Annotated in this window: 13 protein-coding genes and 1 tRNA gene; 11 read left to right on the top strand and 3 right to left on the bottom strand. The window is 70.8% G+C overall.

The window, feature by feature from the left end:
- Positions 1-4: 4 nt before the first annotated feature.
- The 7 genes from ACZ6TD_RS10820 (at position 5) to ACZ6TD_RS10790 (ending at position 6,712) form a co-directional block, all read left to right on the top strand.
- On the top strand, positions 5-1,006 hold the full coding sequence (locus ACZ6TD_RS10820; RefSeq protein ID WP_471352974.1) for a carbohydrate ABC transporter permease: 1,002 nt from the start codon (positions 5-7) through the stop codon (positions 1,004-1,006).
- 115 nt (positions 1,007-1,121) lie between these two features.
- Positions 1,122-1,979, top strand: a complete 858-nt coding sequence (locus tag ACZ6TD_RS10815) for a carbohydrate ABC transporter permease (protein WP_471352972.1) — start codon at positions 1,122-1,124, stop codon at positions 1,977-1,979.
- Positions 1,980-1,998: 19 nt separating this feature from the next.
- The gene (locus ACZ6TD_RS10810; protein ID WP_471352970.1) at positions 1,999-2,598 is read left to right on the top strand and encodes a DUF624 domain-containing protein; all 600 of its coding nucleotides are present in this window, start codon (positions 1,999-2,001) and stop codon (positions 2,596-2,598) included.
- A 93-nt stretch (positions 2,599-2,691) separates the two neighbouring features.
- On the top strand, positions 2,692-5,436 hold the full coding sequence (locus tag ACZ6TD_RS10805; RefSeq protein ID WP_471352968.1) for an exo-rhamnogalacturonan lyase family protein: 2,745 nt from the start codon (positions 2,692-2,694) through the stop codon (positions 5,434-5,436).
- A gap of 139 nt (positions 5,437-5,575) precedes the next feature.
- Entirely contained in the window at positions 5,576-6,085 is a 510-nt protein-coding gene (locus tag ACZ6TD_RS10800; RefSeq protein ID WP_471352966.1) for an SRPBCC family protein, read from the top strand.
- A 66-nt stretch (positions 6,086-6,151) separates the two neighbouring features.
- A tRNA-Val gene (locus ACZ6TD_RS10795) sits at positions 6,152-6,226 on the top strand.
- 114 nt (positions 6,227-6,340) lie between these two features.
- Positions 6,341-6,712: a VOC family protein gene (locus ACZ6TD_RS10790; RefSeq protein ID WP_471352964.1), complete on the top strand. Its 372-nt coding sequence runs from the start codon at positions 6,341-6,343 to the stop codon at positions 6,710-6,712.
- A gap of 31 nt (positions 6,713-6,743) precedes the next feature.
- Here ACZ6TD_RS10790 and ACZ6TD_RS10785 read toward each other — a convergent pair whose 3' ends face one another.
- Positions 6,744-7,469 carry an exonuclease domain-containing protein gene (locus ACZ6TD_RS10785; protein WP_471352962.1) on the bottom strand — a complete coding sequence of 242 codons (726 nt, stop codon included), beginning with the start codon at positions 7,467-7,469 and terminating at the stop codon, positions 6,744-6,746.
- A 160-nt stretch (positions 7,470-7,629) separates the two neighbouring features.
- On the opposite strand from ACZ6TD_RS10785, the gene ACZ6TD_RS10780 reads away from it, so the two are divergent.
- The 4 genes from ACZ6TD_RS10780 to ACZ6TD_RS10765 all read left to right on the top strand — a co-directional run bounded on the left by ACZ6TD_RS10780 (position 7,630) and on the right by ACZ6TD_RS10765 (position 12,321).
- Complete coding sequence (locus ACZ6TD_RS10780; protein WP_471352960.1) at positions 7,630-8,208, top strand: DUF4365 domain-containing protein; 579 nt, start codon at positions 7,630-7,632, stop codon at positions 8,206-8,208.
- Positions 8,208-9,410: a hypothetical protein gene (locus ACZ6TD_RS10775; RefSeq protein ID WP_471352958.1), complete on the top strand. Its 1,203-nt coding sequence runs from the start codon at positions 8,208-8,210 to the stop codon at positions 9,408-9,410. The genes ACZ6TD_RS10780 and ACZ6TD_RS10775 overlap by 1 nt, the downstream gene beginning before the upstream one ends.
- 273 nt (positions 9,411-9,683) lie before the next feature.
- The gene (gene thrS / locus ACZ6TD_RS10770) at positions 9,684-11,663 is read left to right on the top strand and encodes a threonine--tRNA ligase (RefSeq protein WP_471352956.1); all 1,980 of its coding nucleotides are present in this window, start codon (positions 9,684-9,686) and stop codon (positions 11,661-11,663) included.
- 91 nt (positions 11,664-11,754) lie between these two features.
- On the top strand, positions 11,755-12,321 hold the full coding sequence (locus ACZ6TD_RS10765) for an HIT family protein (protein ID WP_471352954.1): 567 nt from the start codon (positions 11,755-11,757) through the stop codon (positions 12,319-12,321).
- 72 nt (positions 12,322-12,393) lie between these two features.
- Here the strand turns inward: ACZ6TD_RS10765 and ACZ6TD_RS10760 are convergent, their stop codons facing one another.
- Together ACZ6TD_RS10760 and ACZ6TD_RS10755 are read right to left on the bottom strand one after the other, a co-directional pair.
- A complete protein-coding gene (locus ACZ6TD_RS10760) occupies positions 12,394-14,046 on the bottom strand; it encodes a hypothetical protein (RefSeq protein ID WP_471352952.1) in 1,653 nt (550 codons plus the stop codon).
- Between the two features lie 247 nt (positions 14,047-14,293).
- Entirely contained in the window at positions 14,294-16,501 is a 2,208-nt protein-coding gene (locus ACZ6TD_RS10755) for an elongation factor G-like protein EF-G2 (RefSeq protein WP_471352950.1), read from the bottom strand.
- Positions 16,502-16,574 lie beyond the last annotated feature (73 nt).

The following is a 16,574-nucleotide window of genomic DNA, read 5'->3' as shown; positions in this document are numbered from 1 at the left end:
TTCCGTGACACCGACCACGACGCGTGCGGCGGACGGAGTGCGGCCTCCTGACGGGACGACCCCCGAGAAGGCCGGCCCCGGCACCGGCCCCGCCCCGGCGGCGAGGCGGCGCCAGGGCCGCCGGGAGACCCTCGCGGGCTATCTCTTCCTGACGCCCTGGTGCATCGGGATCCTGCTGCTCACCCTCGGCCCGATGCTCGTCTCGCTCTATCTGGCGTTCACCGACTACAACCTCTTCGACTCGCCCCGGTGGATCGGGTTCAAGAACTTCCAGGACCTCTTCGAGGACGACCGCTGGTGGACCTCGGTCCAGGTGACGCTGAAGTACGTACTGATCGGCACCCCGCTGAAGCTGGCGGCGGCGCTCGCCGTGGCGCTGCTGCTGGTCAAGCCCCGTAAGGGCCAGGGTTTCTACCGCTCGGCGTTCTACGCCCCCTCGCTCATCGGGGCCAGTGTGAGCATCGGCATCGTCTGGCGGGCGATCTTCAACGACGACGCGATCGTCGACAAGTCGATGAGTCTCTTCGGATGGGACGTCGGCGGCTGGATCGGCGACCCGGACTGGGCGCTGCCCACCCTCATCACCCTGACCGTCTGGCAGTTCGGCGCGCCGATGGTGATCTTCCTGGCCGGGCTGAAGCAGGTGCCGGGCGAGCTGTACGAGGCCGCCGAGATGGACGGCGCCGGCCGCTGGCGGCGGTTCCGGTCCATCACCCTGCCGATGATCTCGCCGGTGCTCTTCTTCAACCTCCTGCTGGAGCTCATCCACTCGTTCCAGGTCTTCACCTCGGCGGTGGTGATCGCGGGGTCGGGCACCAACACCGGCGGACCGGGCGACTCCCTGCTGGTCTACGGCTGGTACCTCTACGAGCAGGGCTTCCGCAATCTGCGCATGGGCTACGCCGCCGCGATGGCCTGGATGCTGATGCTCGGCATCGGCCTGGTGACCGCCGTGCTGTTCAAGACCCAGCGCGGCTGGGTGCACTACGAGGAGGATGCCAAGTGAGCGTGTCCCGGCGCGCTGCGCGGGCTGGACTGAGGAGCCGCGCAGCGACGAAGGAGCGAGCAGTGACGAAGGAAGCCCGCGCAGGGAAGCGCGCCGGGACTGAGCGGGAGGCGGCGTGAGTGCTTCTGTGGCGGTCGGGCGGCGCCGTGCGCGGTCAGTCGTGTGGCATGTGGGGGCGCTCGCCGTACTGGCGGTGATCCTCTACCCCGTGGTGTGGGTGATCGGCGGCTCGTTCAAGCCCGGTGACCAGATCATCGGCAGCCTCCAGCTACTGCCCACCGATCCGATCACCGACAACTACCGCCGGCTCAGCGACGGCATCGCCGACGTGCCGATCTCGACCTTCTTCACCAACTCGCTGCTGCTGGCGGCCGGTTCGGTGATCGGCGTGCTGTTCTCCTGCTCGCTGGCGGCCTACGCCTTCGCCAGGATCCGCTTCGCCGGGCGCGACGCGCTGTTCACGCTCATGATCTCCACCCTGCTGCTGCCGTTCCAGGTGTTGATCATTCCGCAGTACATCCTGTTCCAGAAGCTGCACCTGATCAACACATATGTGCCGCTGCTGCTCGGCAAGTACCTGGCGGCGGACGCCTTCTTCGTCTTCCTGATGGTGCAGTTCATGCGCGGGCTGCCCCGGGAACTGGACGAGGCGGCGCGGCTGGACGGCTGTGGCCATCTGCGCATCTACTGGAACATCGTGCTGCCGCTGTGCCGCCCGGCCCTGATCACCAGCGCGATCTTCACCTTCATCTGGTCCTGGAACGACTTCATCGGGCCGCTGCTCTACCTCAACGAACCGGACAAGTACACGGTCTCGCTGGGCCTGAAGCTCTTCATCGACCAGGATTCCGTCGCCGACTACGGAGGCATGGTCGCCATGTCGATGGTCGCCCTGCTGCCGGTGCTGCTGTTCTTCCTGGCCTTCCAGCGCTATCTGGTCGAGGGCGCGGCGACTTCCGGGCTGAAGGGCTGAGGCCGTCATGGGAAAGGCCATGGGAGCCGCCAGGGGAGCGGCCGCCGTAGGACGCGCTGGGCGCGGCCCGCTGCGTTTCGCGCTGTTCGCCGAATGCCTGCTGACCGGCGTCTGGGTGGTGCTCGCCGCCCTGCCGGTGATCACCATGCTGCCCGCGTTCGCCGCCGGCTGTGCGCATCTGCGCCGCCATCTGGACGGTGAGCGGTCCACCTGGCGGGACTTCCTGGCCGGGCTGCGGGAGGCGACCCGGAGCGGCTGGCGGTTCTCCCTGCTGTGGTGGGCGGCGCTCGCGCTGCTCGCCTTCGATCTGCGGGTGGCCCGCTCCGGGGCCCTGCCCGGCGGGCCCGCGCTGATCGCCGTGAGCGTGGCGGGCCTGCTCGCGGTGGTCGTCCTCGGGCTGCGGACGGCGGCCTTACGGCGGCCCGGAACCTCATGGCCGGCCGCCGCCCGTACCGCCGCACGCCAGGGGCTGGCCACCGACCCCGGCGGATCGCTGCTGCTCATCGGCGGGCTCGCCGTACTCGCCGTGGCCGCCTGGCAGATGCTGCCGCTGATCGCCCCGGCCGCGGGCGCCCTCGCGGGGTGCGCGGTCGCGGTGGAGCGCCGCGCCCGCGTCTGACCAGGCGCCGCCCTCCCCAGGCGCTGCCTGCCCCGGAGCCTCCTCCGCCGATTCATGTCATGCACCTGCCCCCGTATGAAAGGTGAAGCGGACATGCCCCCGATCCCCCGACGCAACCTCCTCAAGGCCGCCGCCACCGGCGCCGCCGTGCCGTTCTCCTGGCTGCTCGCCCACAACGCCCCGAAGGCCGCTGCCGACAGCCCCGCCGAGAAGGCCGCGGACGAGCCCGTGGACATCACCTGGCTGGAGGACGGCGGCCTGGGCGCGGCCGCGGGCTCCACCTTCGGCGTCCCCTGGCCCAAGGGCGCCCACCCCGGCGACCGGACGTTCGCGCTGACCTCCTCCGACGGCACACACGTGCCCCTGCAGACCTGGGCCACCGCCTACTGGCCCGACGGCTCGCTGAAGTGGACCGCGCACGCGGCGGGGGAGGGCCTCACCGGCAGCGCCTACCAGCTCACCCCCGGCACGCCCGCCGCACCCGCCAAGAAGGTCGCCGTCTCCGAGAGCGGCGGCAGGATCACCGTCGACACCGGCGTCATCAAGGCCGTCATCGGTAAGGACGGCAAGCAGCTCGTGCGTTCCGTCACCCGCGGCTCCACCGAGATCGCCCGCGACGGCCGGCTGGTCCTGCTCCGCCAGGGCGACGTGGACGACGGCGACCACGGCCGCGCCGAGTGGGAGCGGTTCGACGGTGAGATCAGCGGGGCGAAGGTCGAGCAGAAGGGCCCCGTCCGCGCCGTCGTCCGCATCGACGGCAAGCACCGCAAGGGCCGCCGCGCCTGGCTCCCCTTCAGCGTCCGGCTCTACTTCTACGCGGGCGCCGAATCGTTCCGCATGGTGCACACCATCACGTTCGACGGCGACCAGAACAAAGACTTCATCCGCGGCCTCGGCGTCCGCTTCTCCGTGCCGATGCGCGACGAGGCGTACGACCGCCACATCCGCATCGCGGGCGAGGGCAAGGGATTCCTCACCGAGGCCGTCAAGGGCGTCACCGGGCTGCGCCGCGACCCCGGCGAGGGCGTCCGCACCGCCCAGGTCAAGGGCGAGAAGCTGCCCGACCCGGCCGGCTGGGACCAGCGCGTCACCTCCCGGCTGCACCTCATCCCCACCTGGGGCGACTACACCCTCGCCCAGCTCTCCGCCGACGGCTTCACCCTGCGCAAGCGCACCAAGCCCGGCCACGGCTGGATCGCGGCGGGCGGCGGCGGCCGGGCGAGCGGCTTCGGCTACGTCGGAGGCGTCAGCGGCGGACTCTCCTTCGGACTGCGCGACTTCTGGGAGAAGTTCCCCGCCCAGTTGGACATCCGTGGCGCCGCCGGGGACGAGGCCGAGGTCACCCTGTGGCTCTGGTCGCCCGAGGCCCAGCCCATGGACCTGCGCTTCTACCACGACGGCATGGGCCAGGACACCTACCCCGAACAGCTCGAGGGCCTCAACATCACCTACGAGGACTACGAGCCCGGCTTCGGCACCCCGTACGGCATCGCCCGCACCAGCGAACTCACCTTCTGGGCCAACGCGGCCACCCCCGACGCCGACACCCTCGTCCGGCAGGCCGCCGCCGTACGCACCCCGCCCCAACTGGCCGCCGGCCCCGCCGACCTGGCCCGTGCCAAGGTCTTCGGCGGTCTCTTCGCGCCCGTCGACCGCTCCACCCCGGCCAAGGCGAAGATCGAGGACCGGCTGGACTTCCTCTTCGACTACCACAAGGGCCAGGTCGACCAGCGCCGTTGGTACGGCTTCTGGGACTACGGCGACATCATGCACACCTACGACGGGGACCGGCACCAGTGGCGGTACGACGTCGGCGGCTACGCGTGGGACAACTCCGAGCTCTCGCCCGACCTGTGGCTGTGGCTGGCGTATCTGCGCTCCGGCCGCTCCGACATCTTCCGCTTCGCCGAAGCCATGACCCGGCACACCGGCGAGGTCGACGCCTACCACCTCGGCAAGTGGGCCGGGCTCGGCACCCGCCACGGCGTCCAGCACTTCGCCGACAGCGCCAAACAGCAGCGCATCTCCACCGCCCTGTACCGCCGCTACTACTACTTCCTCACCGCGGACGAGCGGATCGGCGACATCATGCACGCCCTCGTCGACTCCGACGAGACGTTCCTCGTCCTCGATCCGCAGCGCAAGGTCCGCGAGGACCCCGACTACGAGCCCGATCCGCACGCCCTGGACATCGGCTTCGGCACCGACTGGAGCGGTCTCGCCGGGGCCTGGCTCACCGAGTGGGAGCGGCGCGGGCCGAAGGCCGAGAAGGCCGAGGCGCGGCTGCGGTCCACCATGGAGACCATCGCCGCCCAGCCCAACGGCTTCGTCCAGGGCAGCGCGCTGTACGACCTCGACACCGGCACGTACGCCATCGCCGACCGGCCCAAGGTCAGCGTCTCCCATCTGTCCGCGGTCTTCGGCCTGGTCGAGGTCTGCGCCGAGGTGATCGACCTCATCGACCTGCCGAAGTTCAAGGAGGCATGGCTGGACTACTGCCGCTACTTCAACGCCACCAAGGCCGAGCAGAAGGCCCGCTACGGCACCGACTTCGGCTCGCTGATCCTGGTCCAGGGCCACTCCCGGCTCGACGCCTACGCCGCCGTCCAGCTGAAGGACGACAAGCTGGCCGCCCGCGCCTGGCAGAAGTTCACCGAATACCACGAGGGCGACGGCTACCCGGATGCCACCATCAGCTGGAAGTCGGTGAAGGTGGACGGCCCGGACGTGCTGGAGCCCGGCGTCGAGGCGGCCTGGGTGAGCACCAACGCCACGGCCCAGTACGGCCTCGCCGCGATCCAGAACCTCGCGCTCGTCGGCGACAAGCTGCCGGGGTAGGGGGTGTCCGAAGGGTCTTGACGCCTGCGGCGGGCCGCTCCCCTCCCCGCCCCTTCCCGCGGCGTCGATCTGCGGCTCCGCCGCGTGGTCCGCCGGACACCCTGTAGCCGCGCACCTCAGGTGCGACCAGACTGAGGACATGGACTGGTGCCACTACCGCTTCCGCAGCCGATGGGATCTCGACGCTCCGCCCGCCGCCGTCTTCGCGGTGCTGGCGAACGGCGACGACTATCCGCGGTGGTGGCCCCAGGTCCGTGAGGTCCGGCGGATCGACGCGCGCAGCGGCGCCGCCCGCTTCCGCTCCCTCGTCCCGTACGACCTGCGGCTGATCGTCAGCGAGGCGCGCCAGGACCCGGCGGACGGCGTGCTGGAGATCGGCTTCGCGGGCGATCTGGAGGGCTGGGCGCGCTGGACGGTGCTGCCCCAGGGGACCGGCACCCGTGCCCTCTTCGAACAGGAGGTGGTGGCCCGCAAGCCCCTGCTGCGCCGTCTCGCCCTGCCCGGCCGTCCCATCTTCCGGGCCAACCACGCCCTGATGATGCGCTCCGGACTGCGGGGGCTGCGGGCGCACCTCGCCGCGCGGCCCGCCGGTCCGGCCGGGGCGCCGCCCGGTCCGCCCTCCGGGCCCTCCGGCGGAAACGCGGTTTGAACCAAACCCGCCGCGACCTGTATTGTTCAGGTCGTTCCGCCGGGGAGACCCCGAAGAGAACAACCCGGGCGATTAGCTCAGTGGGAGAGCGCTTCGTTCACACCGAAGAGGTCACTGGTTCGAACCCAGTATCGCCCACCACCTCAGGAGGCCGGGCCGCCAGCAGGCGGCCCGGCCTCCTGTCTGCGTGCTTGTACGGCCAGGAGCGGGGTATCCGGATAAGGCTTCCGTGGGTGACGATGTGGAGGGGAACTCATGGCCGTCGCGACCGCAGCCGTCCTGTCCCTGGACTGTGCCGACCCCGAAGAGCTCGCCGAGTTCTACGCCCGGGTGCTCGGCGCGGAGATCCAGCCGCTGACCACCCCCGACCGGGTCGAGATCGTCGCACCCGGCGGGTCGCGGATGGCCTTCCTGCGGGACCACGGCTTCGCCCCGCCGAGCTGGCCACGGCCGGACGACTCCCAGCAGGCCCATCTGGACCTGCTGGTGGAGGACATCGACGCCGCGGAGCGCCAGGTCGTCGACCTGGGCGCGCGGCCGCTGGACACCAAGAACAACGGTGGCCTGCGCGACGTACGGATCTACTCCGACCCGGCCGGCCACCCCTTCTCGCTCCGCCGGACCTGAGTGTCGGGCGCACCGCGCCGGACCTGAGCGTTCAGGCCGCGGCCGGAAGGTCCGGACGCAGCGGCCAGGCCGGATCGCAGACCTCGTCCGAGCCGTTGAGCGCGAACCACGCCTGCAGCCCCCGGGCCTGCGCCGCGTACCAGACCGTCTGGCGCGCGTGCAGCTCGGCGGGCGTCAGCGTCTCCAGACGGGAGGCGAACCGGCGGCCCACCGCCCGCACGACGTGCAGTGCGGCCGCCGCGTCCGCCGCCGCGTCATGCGCGCCGGTCAGCTCCACGCCGTAGTGTCCACACAGATCGATCAGGGTGCGGCGGCCCTTGCGATAGCGGTCCAGATGCTTGTCCAGCACCCGCGGATCCAGAACGGTCATCGAGCGCAGCGAAAGATAGCCCGCCAGGCTGGAGTTGCGATGCCGCTTCAACTCCCGGTCCAGCAGGGTCAGATCGAACGGCGCGTTCATCACCACCAGCGGGGTGCCCCGCGCGACCTGCTCCGCTATCGCCCGCGCCACCTCGTCCACCACCGGCGCCGGCCATCTGCCGTGACGCTGGAGATGAGCGTCGGTCAGGCCGTGTATCTCGGTGGCGGCCGGAGGCACCGGCACGCCCGGACTCACCAGCCAGCGCCGGATCTCCGGCAGGCTGCCGGTCCCGCGCTGCACCACCAGGGCCGCCGATACGATCCGGTCATGCTCGACATCGACACCCGTGGTCTCCGTGTCAAAGGCGGCGAGCGGCCCCTCGAACCAGGACGGCATGGCCTCAACTCCTCGTGCATTTCCCCTCGATGACATCTGATCCCGCCCCGACCAGGTGATACCCGGAGGAGGGACCTCGAACCGCCGCTGTTTGCCGAGGTCCTGACGCGGAGACAACACAGGTGTACGAAGCCGGCGACGACCGGAAGGCGTCACGGACATGACGCTCGCAACACCCGACCCGGCCCCGACGGCGAGCGGCCTTGCCCTGAGCGGATCACCTCCCGTGCGTGGCCAAATCGCCACCACCGCCTGTATGGAGACCCTTCAGGTGGGCTATCTGCACGCCGTGGCCGCCGCCGCGGGCTGCTCACTGGCCCAGCCCTTCCCCGACCACGGCATCGACTGGCACGTCAGCCACAGCGCCCGTGGCCACGCCGTGGACGACGAGGTCACCATCAAGGTGCAGCTCAAGGCCACGTACCAGATCGCGCCGGGCCCTCCGGGGCCGACCTTCGCCTTCACGCTCGACAACGACCACCTGGTCAAGCTGGCCCGCAGCCCGGTCTCCGTGCACAAGATCCTCGTGGTGATGATCGTGCCGCGCGGCCAGGAGGACTGGCTGCGAGCCGGGCACGACCGGCTGTCCCTGCGCCACTGCTGCTACTGGATCAATCTGGCCGGCCACCCGGTCACGGGCCGCCGCCGGACCACCGTGCGGATCCCGACCTCGCGGATCTTCGACGACCGCGCGCTCTGCGAGATCATGACCCGGGTCGGGGCGGGAGGGAGACCGTGATGGACCGACCATGGCCCCAGGACGATCCGGCACCCTTGTCGGTCCCGCGCCCCGACGAGGTGGATCCGGCCGTCCTCGGCGCCCTGCTCGCCCGGCACGGCTGGCGCCGCCGCGGCGGCGCCCCGGGGGCTTATGCCCGCTGGACCCCGCCGGGCCGGCTCGCGGGCGGCACCAGCCTGCTGGTGCCCGAGAGCCGGGACTTCCCCGACAGCGGCGATCTGCTCGGCGAGGCGCTGACGGCGCTCAGCCGCAGCGCCGCGCCCTCCGCCCGCGAGGTGCTCACCGGCCTCGCCGTGCCCAGCGACGAGATCCGCTGGCGGCGTGAGGTGCCCGAATCCCCCGGCGGCACCTCCGCCTGGACCGCGCAGGAGCGGCTGCGCGCCGCCGTTCGCGACACCCTGCTGGCCGGAGCGCTCGCCGCCCGCGGCCGCGCGGGCTACTACGGCGCCCGGCACCGCCGCGCCGCCGAGGCGTCCCTGGAGCGGGTGCTGACCGGGCCCCCGGGCGCCGGGTCCGGCGGCCGTGAGCTGACCGTCTTCGTGCCGGTCGAGGAGGACGGCCGCGCCACCGCCGTCACCCTGCTGAGCGCGCTGTACGCCCTCCGGGACGCCGCCGACTACCACCGGACGACCGGAGGCATGGAGGCGTATGACGCGGCGGTCGCGGCGGGGGCCAGCCGGGAGCTGACCGAGGCGGTGATCGCGCTGGTCCAGGGCACGGAGGGGGCGCGGGTGGCGCTGGAGTGGTCACCGGCCGCCGGTCCGCCGCCGGGGTTCGCGGCCCGGCCCGATCCGGTGGAGTTCTCGCCCGGCGATCTCCCGGGGTTAAGGGAGGCGGGTGCTCGTTATGTCCGGGATGAGCCGTCCGTTCCCGTGTGTCTCACCGGTGCGGTGGTGCGGCTGCGCCGTACCGGCCCCGGCGGTCCCGGGACGGTGCGGCTGCGGGTGCTCTCCGGGGCGGAGGTCGCGCAGGTGCGGATCACCCTGGACGAGGAGGACTACCGCATCGCCGGCCATGCCCATCTGGTGGGGCTGCCGATCCGGGTGCGGGGGCGGCTGGAGAGCCGCGGCGGCTTCCGGCGGCTCAGGGGAGCCGGCGGCGTCACCCCGGTCCAGGTCGACGAGGCCGAGCGGGACCGGCTGGTCAAGTCGCTCCAGGAGAACCTGGACTTCTTCGAGGAGGCGTGCGGCGGCGGCCCCTGAGCGCCGCCCGAGCGCGTTGTGGCGTCGGGTGAGGGCCGCCCCGGGCGGTGACGGTGTCCGTCCGGTGGCCCTCGCGCGCGGGGGTCCGACGGCCCTCGTGCGCGGGGACGGTGTCCGTCCGACGGCCCTCGCGGGCGGTGACGGCGTCCGGTGACCGTCACCCCGCGCGGGGACGGCGGCCACAACCGTTTCGCGGTCCCGCCCGTCGGCTCGGTACGATTCACGCTGCGCGGTATTCGCCGCGGGGAGCCATCCATCAGTCAGGAGAGACCGGTGTCAGACGTCCGTGTGATCATCCAACGCGATTCCGAGCGGGAAGAACGCGTGGTGGCCACGGGCACTACGACGGCGGACCTCTTCGCCGGCGACCGCTCGATCGTCGCCGTGCGCGTGGGCGGGCAGCTCAAGGACCTGGCGTACCAGCCGGCCGAGGGCGACGAGATCGAGCCCGTGGAGATCACCAGCCAGGACGGTCTGGACATCCTGCGCCACTCCACCGCGCACGTCATGGCCCAGGCGGTGCAGGAGCTGTTCCCGGAGGCGAAGCTGGGCATCGGCCCGCCGATCAAGGACGGCTTCTACTACGACTTCGACGTCGAGACCCCGTTCCACCCGGACGACCTCAAGCGCATCGAGAAGAAGATGCAGGAGATCCAGAAGCGGGGGCAGCGGTTCTCCCGCCGTGCGGTCACCGACGAGGAGGCGCGCGAGGAGCTGTCCGCCGAGCCGTACAAGCTGGAGCTGATCGGGCTCAAGGGGTCGGCCGCGGACGCCGCCGAGGGCGCGTCGGCCGAGGTCGGCGCGGGCGAGCTGACCATCTACGACAACCTCGACGCCAAGACCGGCGAGCTGTGCTGGAAGGACCTGTGCCGCGGTCCGCACCTGCCGACCACCCGGAACATCCCGGCCTTCAAGCTGATGCGCAGCGCCGCCGCGTACTGGCGGGGCAGCGAGAAGAACCCCCAGCTCCAGCGGATCTACGGCACCGCCTGGCCGACCAAGGACGAGCTGAAGGCGTACCTGGACTTCCTCGCCGAGGCCGAGAAGCGCGACCACCGCAAGCTGGGCGCGGAGCTGGACCTGTTCTCCTTCCCCGACGAGCTGGGCTCGGGCCTCGCGGTGTTCCACCCCAAGGGCGGCGTGATCCGCAAGGAGATGGAGCAGTACTCGCGCAAGCGGCACGAGGAGGCGGGGTACGAGTTCGTCAACACCCCGCACATCACCAAGGCGCGCCTCTTCGAGACCTCCGGCCATCTGCCGCACTACATGGACGGCATGTTCCCGCCCATGGAGTTCGAGGGCCAGGACTACTACCTCAAGGCCATGAACTGCCCGATGCACAACCTGGTCTTCCGGGCGCGCGGGCGGTCCTACCGCGAGCTGCCGCTGCGGCTCTTCGAGTTCGGCACGGTCTACCGCTACGAGAAGTCCGGCGTGGTCCACGGCCTCACCCGGGCCCGGGGCTTCACCCAGGACGACTCGCACATCTACTGCACCAAGGAGCAGATGGCCGATGAGCTGGACAATCTGCTCACCTTCGTGCTGGACCTGCTCCGCGACTACGGCCTGAACGACTTCTATCTGGAGCTGTCCACCCGGGACGACTCCGACAAGTTCATGGGCAGCGACGACCAGTGGGAAGAGGCCACCGAGGAGCTGCGCAAGGCCGCCGAGAAGCAGGGCCTGGAGCTGGTCATGGACCCGGGCGGCGCGGCCTTCTACGGCCCCAAGATCTCGGTCCAGGCCCGGGACGCGATCGGCCGCACCTGGCAGATGTCGACCATTCAGGTCGACTTCAACCAGCCGGCCCGGTTCGAGCTGGAGTACACGGCGGCGGACGGCTCCCGCCAGCAGCCCGTCATGATCCACCGGGCGCTCTTCGGCTCGATCGAGCGCTTCTTCGCGGTGCTGCTCGAGCACTACGCGGGCGCCTTCCCGGTGTGGCTCGCCCCGGTGCAGGCGGTCGGCATCCCGATCGGCGACACCCATGTGCCGTACCTGGAGGAGTTCGCCGCGCAGGCCAAGGCGAAGGGCCTGCGGATGGAGGTGGACTCGTCCTCGGACCGGATGCAGAAGAAGATCCGCAACGCGCAGAAGAGCAAGATCCCGTTCATGGTGATCGCGGGCGACGAGGACGTCGCGAACGGCGCGGTGAGCTTCCGCTACCGCGACGGCTCGCAGAAGAACGGCATTCCGATCGACCAGGCGCTGGCCGAGATCGCCGACACCGTGGAGCGCCGGATCCAGGTCTGATCCAGCAGCGGTCTCCACGGAGGCCAGAATTCCGAGGGGCGGCCCTGACCAGGGCCGCCCCTCGGCTCTTCCCCACCCCTGCGGGGCGAATATGCTGGCCCGCATGACGAGTGAGCCGGAACAGCAGATCGGAGTGGGGACGCCTGACGCGTTCCAGCGCCTGTGGACGCCCCATCGGATGGCCTACATCCAGGGGGAGAACAAGCCGACCGGCCCGGGCGCGGGCGATGGCTGTCCGTTCTGCTCCATTCCGGAGAAGTCCGACGAGGACGGCTTGATCATCGCTCGCGGCGAGGCCGTGTACGCCGTGCTCAATCTGTATCCGTACACCGGCGGCCATCTCATGGTCGTCCCGTTCCGGCACATCGCCGACTACACCGATCTCACCGCCGAGGAGACGGTGGAGCTCGCGGAATACACCAAGGCCGCGATGACCGCGCTGCGTACCGCCTCGGGTGCGCACGGTTTCAACATCGGCATGAACCAAGGGACCGTGGCAGGCGCCGGGATCGCGGCGCATCTGCATCAGCATGTGGTGCCGCGCTGGGGCGGGGACACCAACTTCATGCCCGTGATCGGCAGGACCAAGGTGCTGCCGCAACTCCTCGCCGACACCCGCCGGTTGCTCGCCGACGCCTGGCCCCAGCCGGGGGCCTGACGGCTCATGGGCCGGGCCCTGGCCGCACGGCCAGGGCCCGGCCCCTTTGCGTTCGCCTTACGCGTCGTGCTCTTACGCGTCGTACAGGTCGGCCTTCTTCGGGGCCGCGTCCTGGACCTGGCCGCTGAGGGCCAGCGAGCGGTTGCCGAAGCGCTCGGTGTCCACGCCGTGGTGCTTGAGCACCCCGATGGCCGCCTCATGGACCACCCGCAGCACCGGGGTGGCGGCGCGCAGCGCGTCGTCCGCCATGAAGCGGTGGCGCCAGGGCTTGTCCGCCCAGGCGTGCCGCAGGCCGAACGGTTCGGGCAGCACCAGCTTGCCCCCGAGGTGGTCCAGGATCGGCGGGTACCAGGTGAAGGGGGCGCGCGCGGCCAGTCGCACGACCTCCTTCGCGTTCACCAGCGGCAGCGGGATGGACTTGGTCTCCCAGAACCGGAAGGTCTTGGCGACCGTCTTGGAGGGCGCCGAGGGCTTGCTGGTGAACAGCGGGTGTACCGGCCCCAGCGCATGCCCGGTGACCTCGATCCGCAACGTCTTGTGCAGCAGGGTGACCGTGATCATCAAGGTGATCACCAACTGGCCGTCCCAGAGCACGAACTGCACACCCAGGTAGTGCCGGTCGCCGGCGCCGAACTGCTGCTGGTCGCAGATCCGCTGGAGATCGACGCCCTTTATCTGGAAGCCCTCCTCCTCGGAGGTGCCGCCGCGCTCGACCGCCTTGGCCCCCTCGCCGATCGGCGAGACCACCCAGTGGCGCACGGAGGGGGTGGGGAAGCCGCCGGTGTGCAGCGGGGTGCGCTCCAGCATGCGCAGCTGGTCGTGGATCGCCCGTATGACGTCCCAGCTGCGGAAGGGGTCGATCTCCTTGTCGGGATCGGCCGAGACCAGGTCCTCGGCGAGCTGCCAGCTTCCCCAGCGGGTGCCCATGCCCAATATGCCCTTGGGACCGGCGTAGAAGACCACATTGCTGTACTGCTCGGCGGTGAGCTTGTGGAGCGCCTTGCGGAGCTCCTCGGCGGCGGTCTGGCCCGGGTGGTTGGGCACCGTCTCGGGCACCTTGGCGCCTATGCCGCCGCCGGAGAGCAGCCCGCCCCAGGAGTCCCTGAGGTCCTTGGCGGTGCGCTCGCAGATCTGCTTGGCGATGTACCAGCCGATGACCGGGGCGACCACGACGCCCCGGAGATAGATCCCCCAGAAGCCCCCGAAGGGCAGCTTGACCAGGAAGATGACGACCATCACGCCGAGCGCCACCAGCAGGGCCGTGCCGAGCGCGCCCATCCGCTTGTCCTGGGCCCCGGCGACCGAGCGGCGTAGCTGGAAGGCGCCGAGCCACAGCAGCGTCCCGGGCAGGAACAGCAGCCCGAAGATCACCATGACGGCGGTGAGCCGGGCGTCACGGGTCTTGCGGATGCGGTTGGCGGCCAGACAGTGCTCGACGACCGTCTGCGGCTCTATGCCGAAGGACTGGATCACCTGGCCCCGCCCGCCGCCGAGCATTCTCAGCTGGACGGCGCGCGCGAACGCCTCGCCCAGATTCGGCTCGAAGAGCGAGATCCTCGGCTTCTTGACCTCGGAGACCGTCCACTCCGAATTGGCGTCGAGCAACTTTGCCACGGGGTCGTCGCGGTAGGCGGCGGAGGCCAGGGCCTGCGTCGCCGCCGTCTGTCCCGCCGCTCCCGACAGGGGAACCTGCGCCCCGGGACTGAAGTCGAATCCGTCCGTCACCAACGCCCCCAATACGGCACGCTCTTGCGCTGCGACCTCAGCGTATCCGGGGTGTGCGCCGCCTGTCGCCAGTGCGTGTGCGGCCTGTGGAAAACCCTCGTGGAGAAGACCGCCCGCGGAACCGCCGGTGGACGGCCGACGGCGAAGGCCCGCCTGCCCCGGCGCGGTTGGGGCGGGCGGGCCGTGACATACGCCACGGACGGGCCGTGTGACATGGCCGTGCACTACGCCACGGACGGGCCGTGAACTACGCTCCGGCGGCCACTTCTTCGCGCATCCGCTCGGCCAACTGGTGGGGCATCGGCTCGTGCCGGGCGTAGGAGCGGCTGAACCGTCCCGTGCCATGCGAAAGAGATCGCAGATCGACCGCGTACCGACCGATCTCGATCTCCGGCACATCCGCCTTGATCAAGGTCTGTCCGCCGCCGGACTGTTCGGTGCCGACCACCCGGCCGCGCCGGCCGGACAGATCGCTCATGACGGCGCCGACATAGTCGTCCGAGACCAGCACGCCCACCTCCACCACCGGCTCCAGCAGGTCGATCCGGGCGTCGGCGGCCGCCTCGCGCAGCGCGAGCGCGCCCGCCGTCTGGAAGGCGGCGTCGGAGGAGTCCACCGAGTGTGCCTTGCCGTCCAGCAGCGTGACCCGCACATCGACCAGGGGGTACCCGGCGGCGACGCCGCGCGCGGCCTGGCTGCGCACGCCCTTCTCGACGGACGGGATGAACTGCCGGGGCACCGCGCCGCCCACGACCTTGTCCACGAACTCGATGCCCGAGCCCTCCGGGAGCGGCTCCACCTCGATCTCGCAGATCGCGTACTGGCCGTGCCCTCCGGACTGCTTGACGTGGCGGCCGCGCCCGGCGGACTTGCTCGCGAAGGTCTCGCGCAGCGAGACCCGGTACGGCACCGCGTCCACCTGGACGCCGTACCGGCTGCGCAGCCGCTCCAGCGCGACGTCCATATGCGCCTCGCCCAGGCACCACAGCACCACCTGATGGGTGTCCGGGTTCTGCTCCAGGCGCATCGTCGGGTCCTCGGCGACCAGCCGGGACAGGCCCAGCGACAGCTTGTCCTCGTCCGGTTTGCTGTGCGCCTGGATGGCCACCGGCAGCAGTGGATCGGGCATCTGCCAGGGCTCCATCAGGAGCGGCTGGTCCTTGGACGAGAGGGTGTCCCCGGTCTCGGCGCGGGTCAGCTTGGCCACGCACGCCAGATCGCCCGCGATGGCCTGGGGGAGGGTGCGCTGCTGCTTGCCGAAGGGCGCGGACAGGGCGCCGACCCGCTCGTCCACGTCGTGGTCCTCATGGCCGCGGTCCTCCAGACCGTGTCCGGACACATGGACGGTCTCGTCGGGGCGGAGGGTGCCGGAGAAGACCCGCACCAGGGAGATCCGGCCGACATACGGGTCGGAGGAGGTCTTGACCACCTCGGCGGCCAGCGGACCGTCCGGATCGCAGCTCAGCGGCGGGCGTGCGGCGCCCTGCGGGGTGGTGACGGCGGGCGTCTCGCGCTCCAGCGGGGACGGGAAGCCGCCGGTCACCAGGTCCAGCAGTTCGATGGTGCCCAGGCCCTGCTTGGATCCCGCCGCGGCGGGCGCCGCCGCCAGGACGGGGTGGAAGCTGCCGCGTGCGACGGCCTTCTCCAGGTCCTCTATCAGCGTCTTGACGTCGATCTCCTCACCGCCGAGATAGCGGTCCATGAGGGTCTCGTCCTCGCTCTCGGCGATGATCCCCTCGATGAGCCGGCCGCGGGCCTCCTCGACCAGCGGGAGCTGCTCCTCCCGGGGCGGCGATTCGGTGCGCACCCCCGAGGAGTAGTCGAAGACCCGCTGGGTGAGCAGCCCGATGAGCCCGGTCACGGGGGCGTGCCCGTCCGGCCCCGGTTCGCCGCGCAGCGGCAGGTACAGCGGCAGTACGGCGTCGGGGTCGTCGCCGCCGAAGCTGTCCCGGCACAGCTCGGTCATCTCCTCGAAGCTGGCGCGGGCCGCTTCGAGGTGGGTGATCACGATGGCGCGCGGCATTCCGACCGCGGCGCACTCGTCCCAGATCATCCGGGTGGCCCCGGTGATGCCCAGGGCGTCCTGGGCGGCCGAGACAACGAAAAGGGCCGCGTCCGCCGCTCGCAGACCGGCCCTGAGTTCCCCGACGAAATCGGCATAGCCCGGGGTGTCCAGGAGATTGATCTTCATCCCGCCCCATTCGACAGGGACCAGCGACAGCTGGATCGAACGCTGCTGCCGGTGCTCGATATCGTCGTAGTCCGAGAGACAGCCGCCTTCCTCGACCCTGCCTGCCCGGTTGACCGCGCCCGTCGCCAGTGCGAGGGCCTCCACCAGCGTCGTCTTCCCGGTCCCACTGTGGCCGACCAGAACCACATTCCGCAGGGAGCTGGGCCGGTCGGCCGCCACTGCCCTTCCGGCGGCCCCTGGGTGCGTGCTCGTCTTGTCGCCCATGTGTCTCGCCTCCCGGTCGACACCTTGCGATACTTCGAGCTTTCCACCCCTGTAACGGTGCGTCCATACGTCA

It is taken from the genome of Streptomyces yongxingensis, assembly GCF_055597465.1.
This window is presented reverse-complemented; position numbering and strand designations above follow the sequence as displayed.

Bases quoted from the DNA above. Each gene is read 5' to 3' on its own strand.
- ACZ6TD_RS10810 (WP_471352970.1), top strand. From the start codon at position 1,999: ATGGGAGCCGCCAGGGGAGCGGCCGCCGTAGGACGCGCTGGGCGCGGC.
- ACZ6TD_RS10805 (WP_471352968.1), top strand. From the start codon at position 2,692: ATGCCCCCGATCCCCCGACGCAACCTCCTCAAGGCCGCCGCCACCGGC.
- ACZ6TD_RS10800 (WP_471352966.1), top strand. From the start codon at position 5,576: ATGGACTGGTGCCACTACCGCTTCCGCAGCCGATGGGATCTCGACGCT.
- ACZ6TD_RS10790 (WP_471352964.1), top strand. From the start codon at position 6,341: ATGGCCGTCGCGACCGCAGCCGTCCTGTCCCTGGACTGTGCCGACCCC.
- ACZ6TD_RS10785 (WP_471352962.1), bottom strand. From the start codon at position 7,469: ATGCCGTCCTGGTTCGAGGGGCCGCTCGCCGCCTTTGACACGGAGACC.
- ACZ6TD_RS10780 (WP_471352960.1), top strand. From the start codon at position 7,630: ATGACGCTCGCAACACCCGACCCGGCCCCGACGGCGAGCGGCCTTGCC.
- ACZ6TD_RS10775 (WP_471352958.1), top strand. From the start codon at position 8,208: ATGGACCGACCATGGCCCCAGGACGATCCGGCACCCTTGTCGGTCCCG.
- ACZ6TD_RS10765 (WP_471352954.1), top strand. From the start codon at position 11,755: ATGCTGGCCCGCATGACGAGTGAGCCGGAACAGCAGATCGGAGTGGGG.
- ACZ6TD_RS10755 (WP_471352950.1), bottom strand. From the start codon at position 16,501: ATGGGCGACAAGACGAGCACGCACCCAGGGGCCGCCGGAAGGGCAGTG.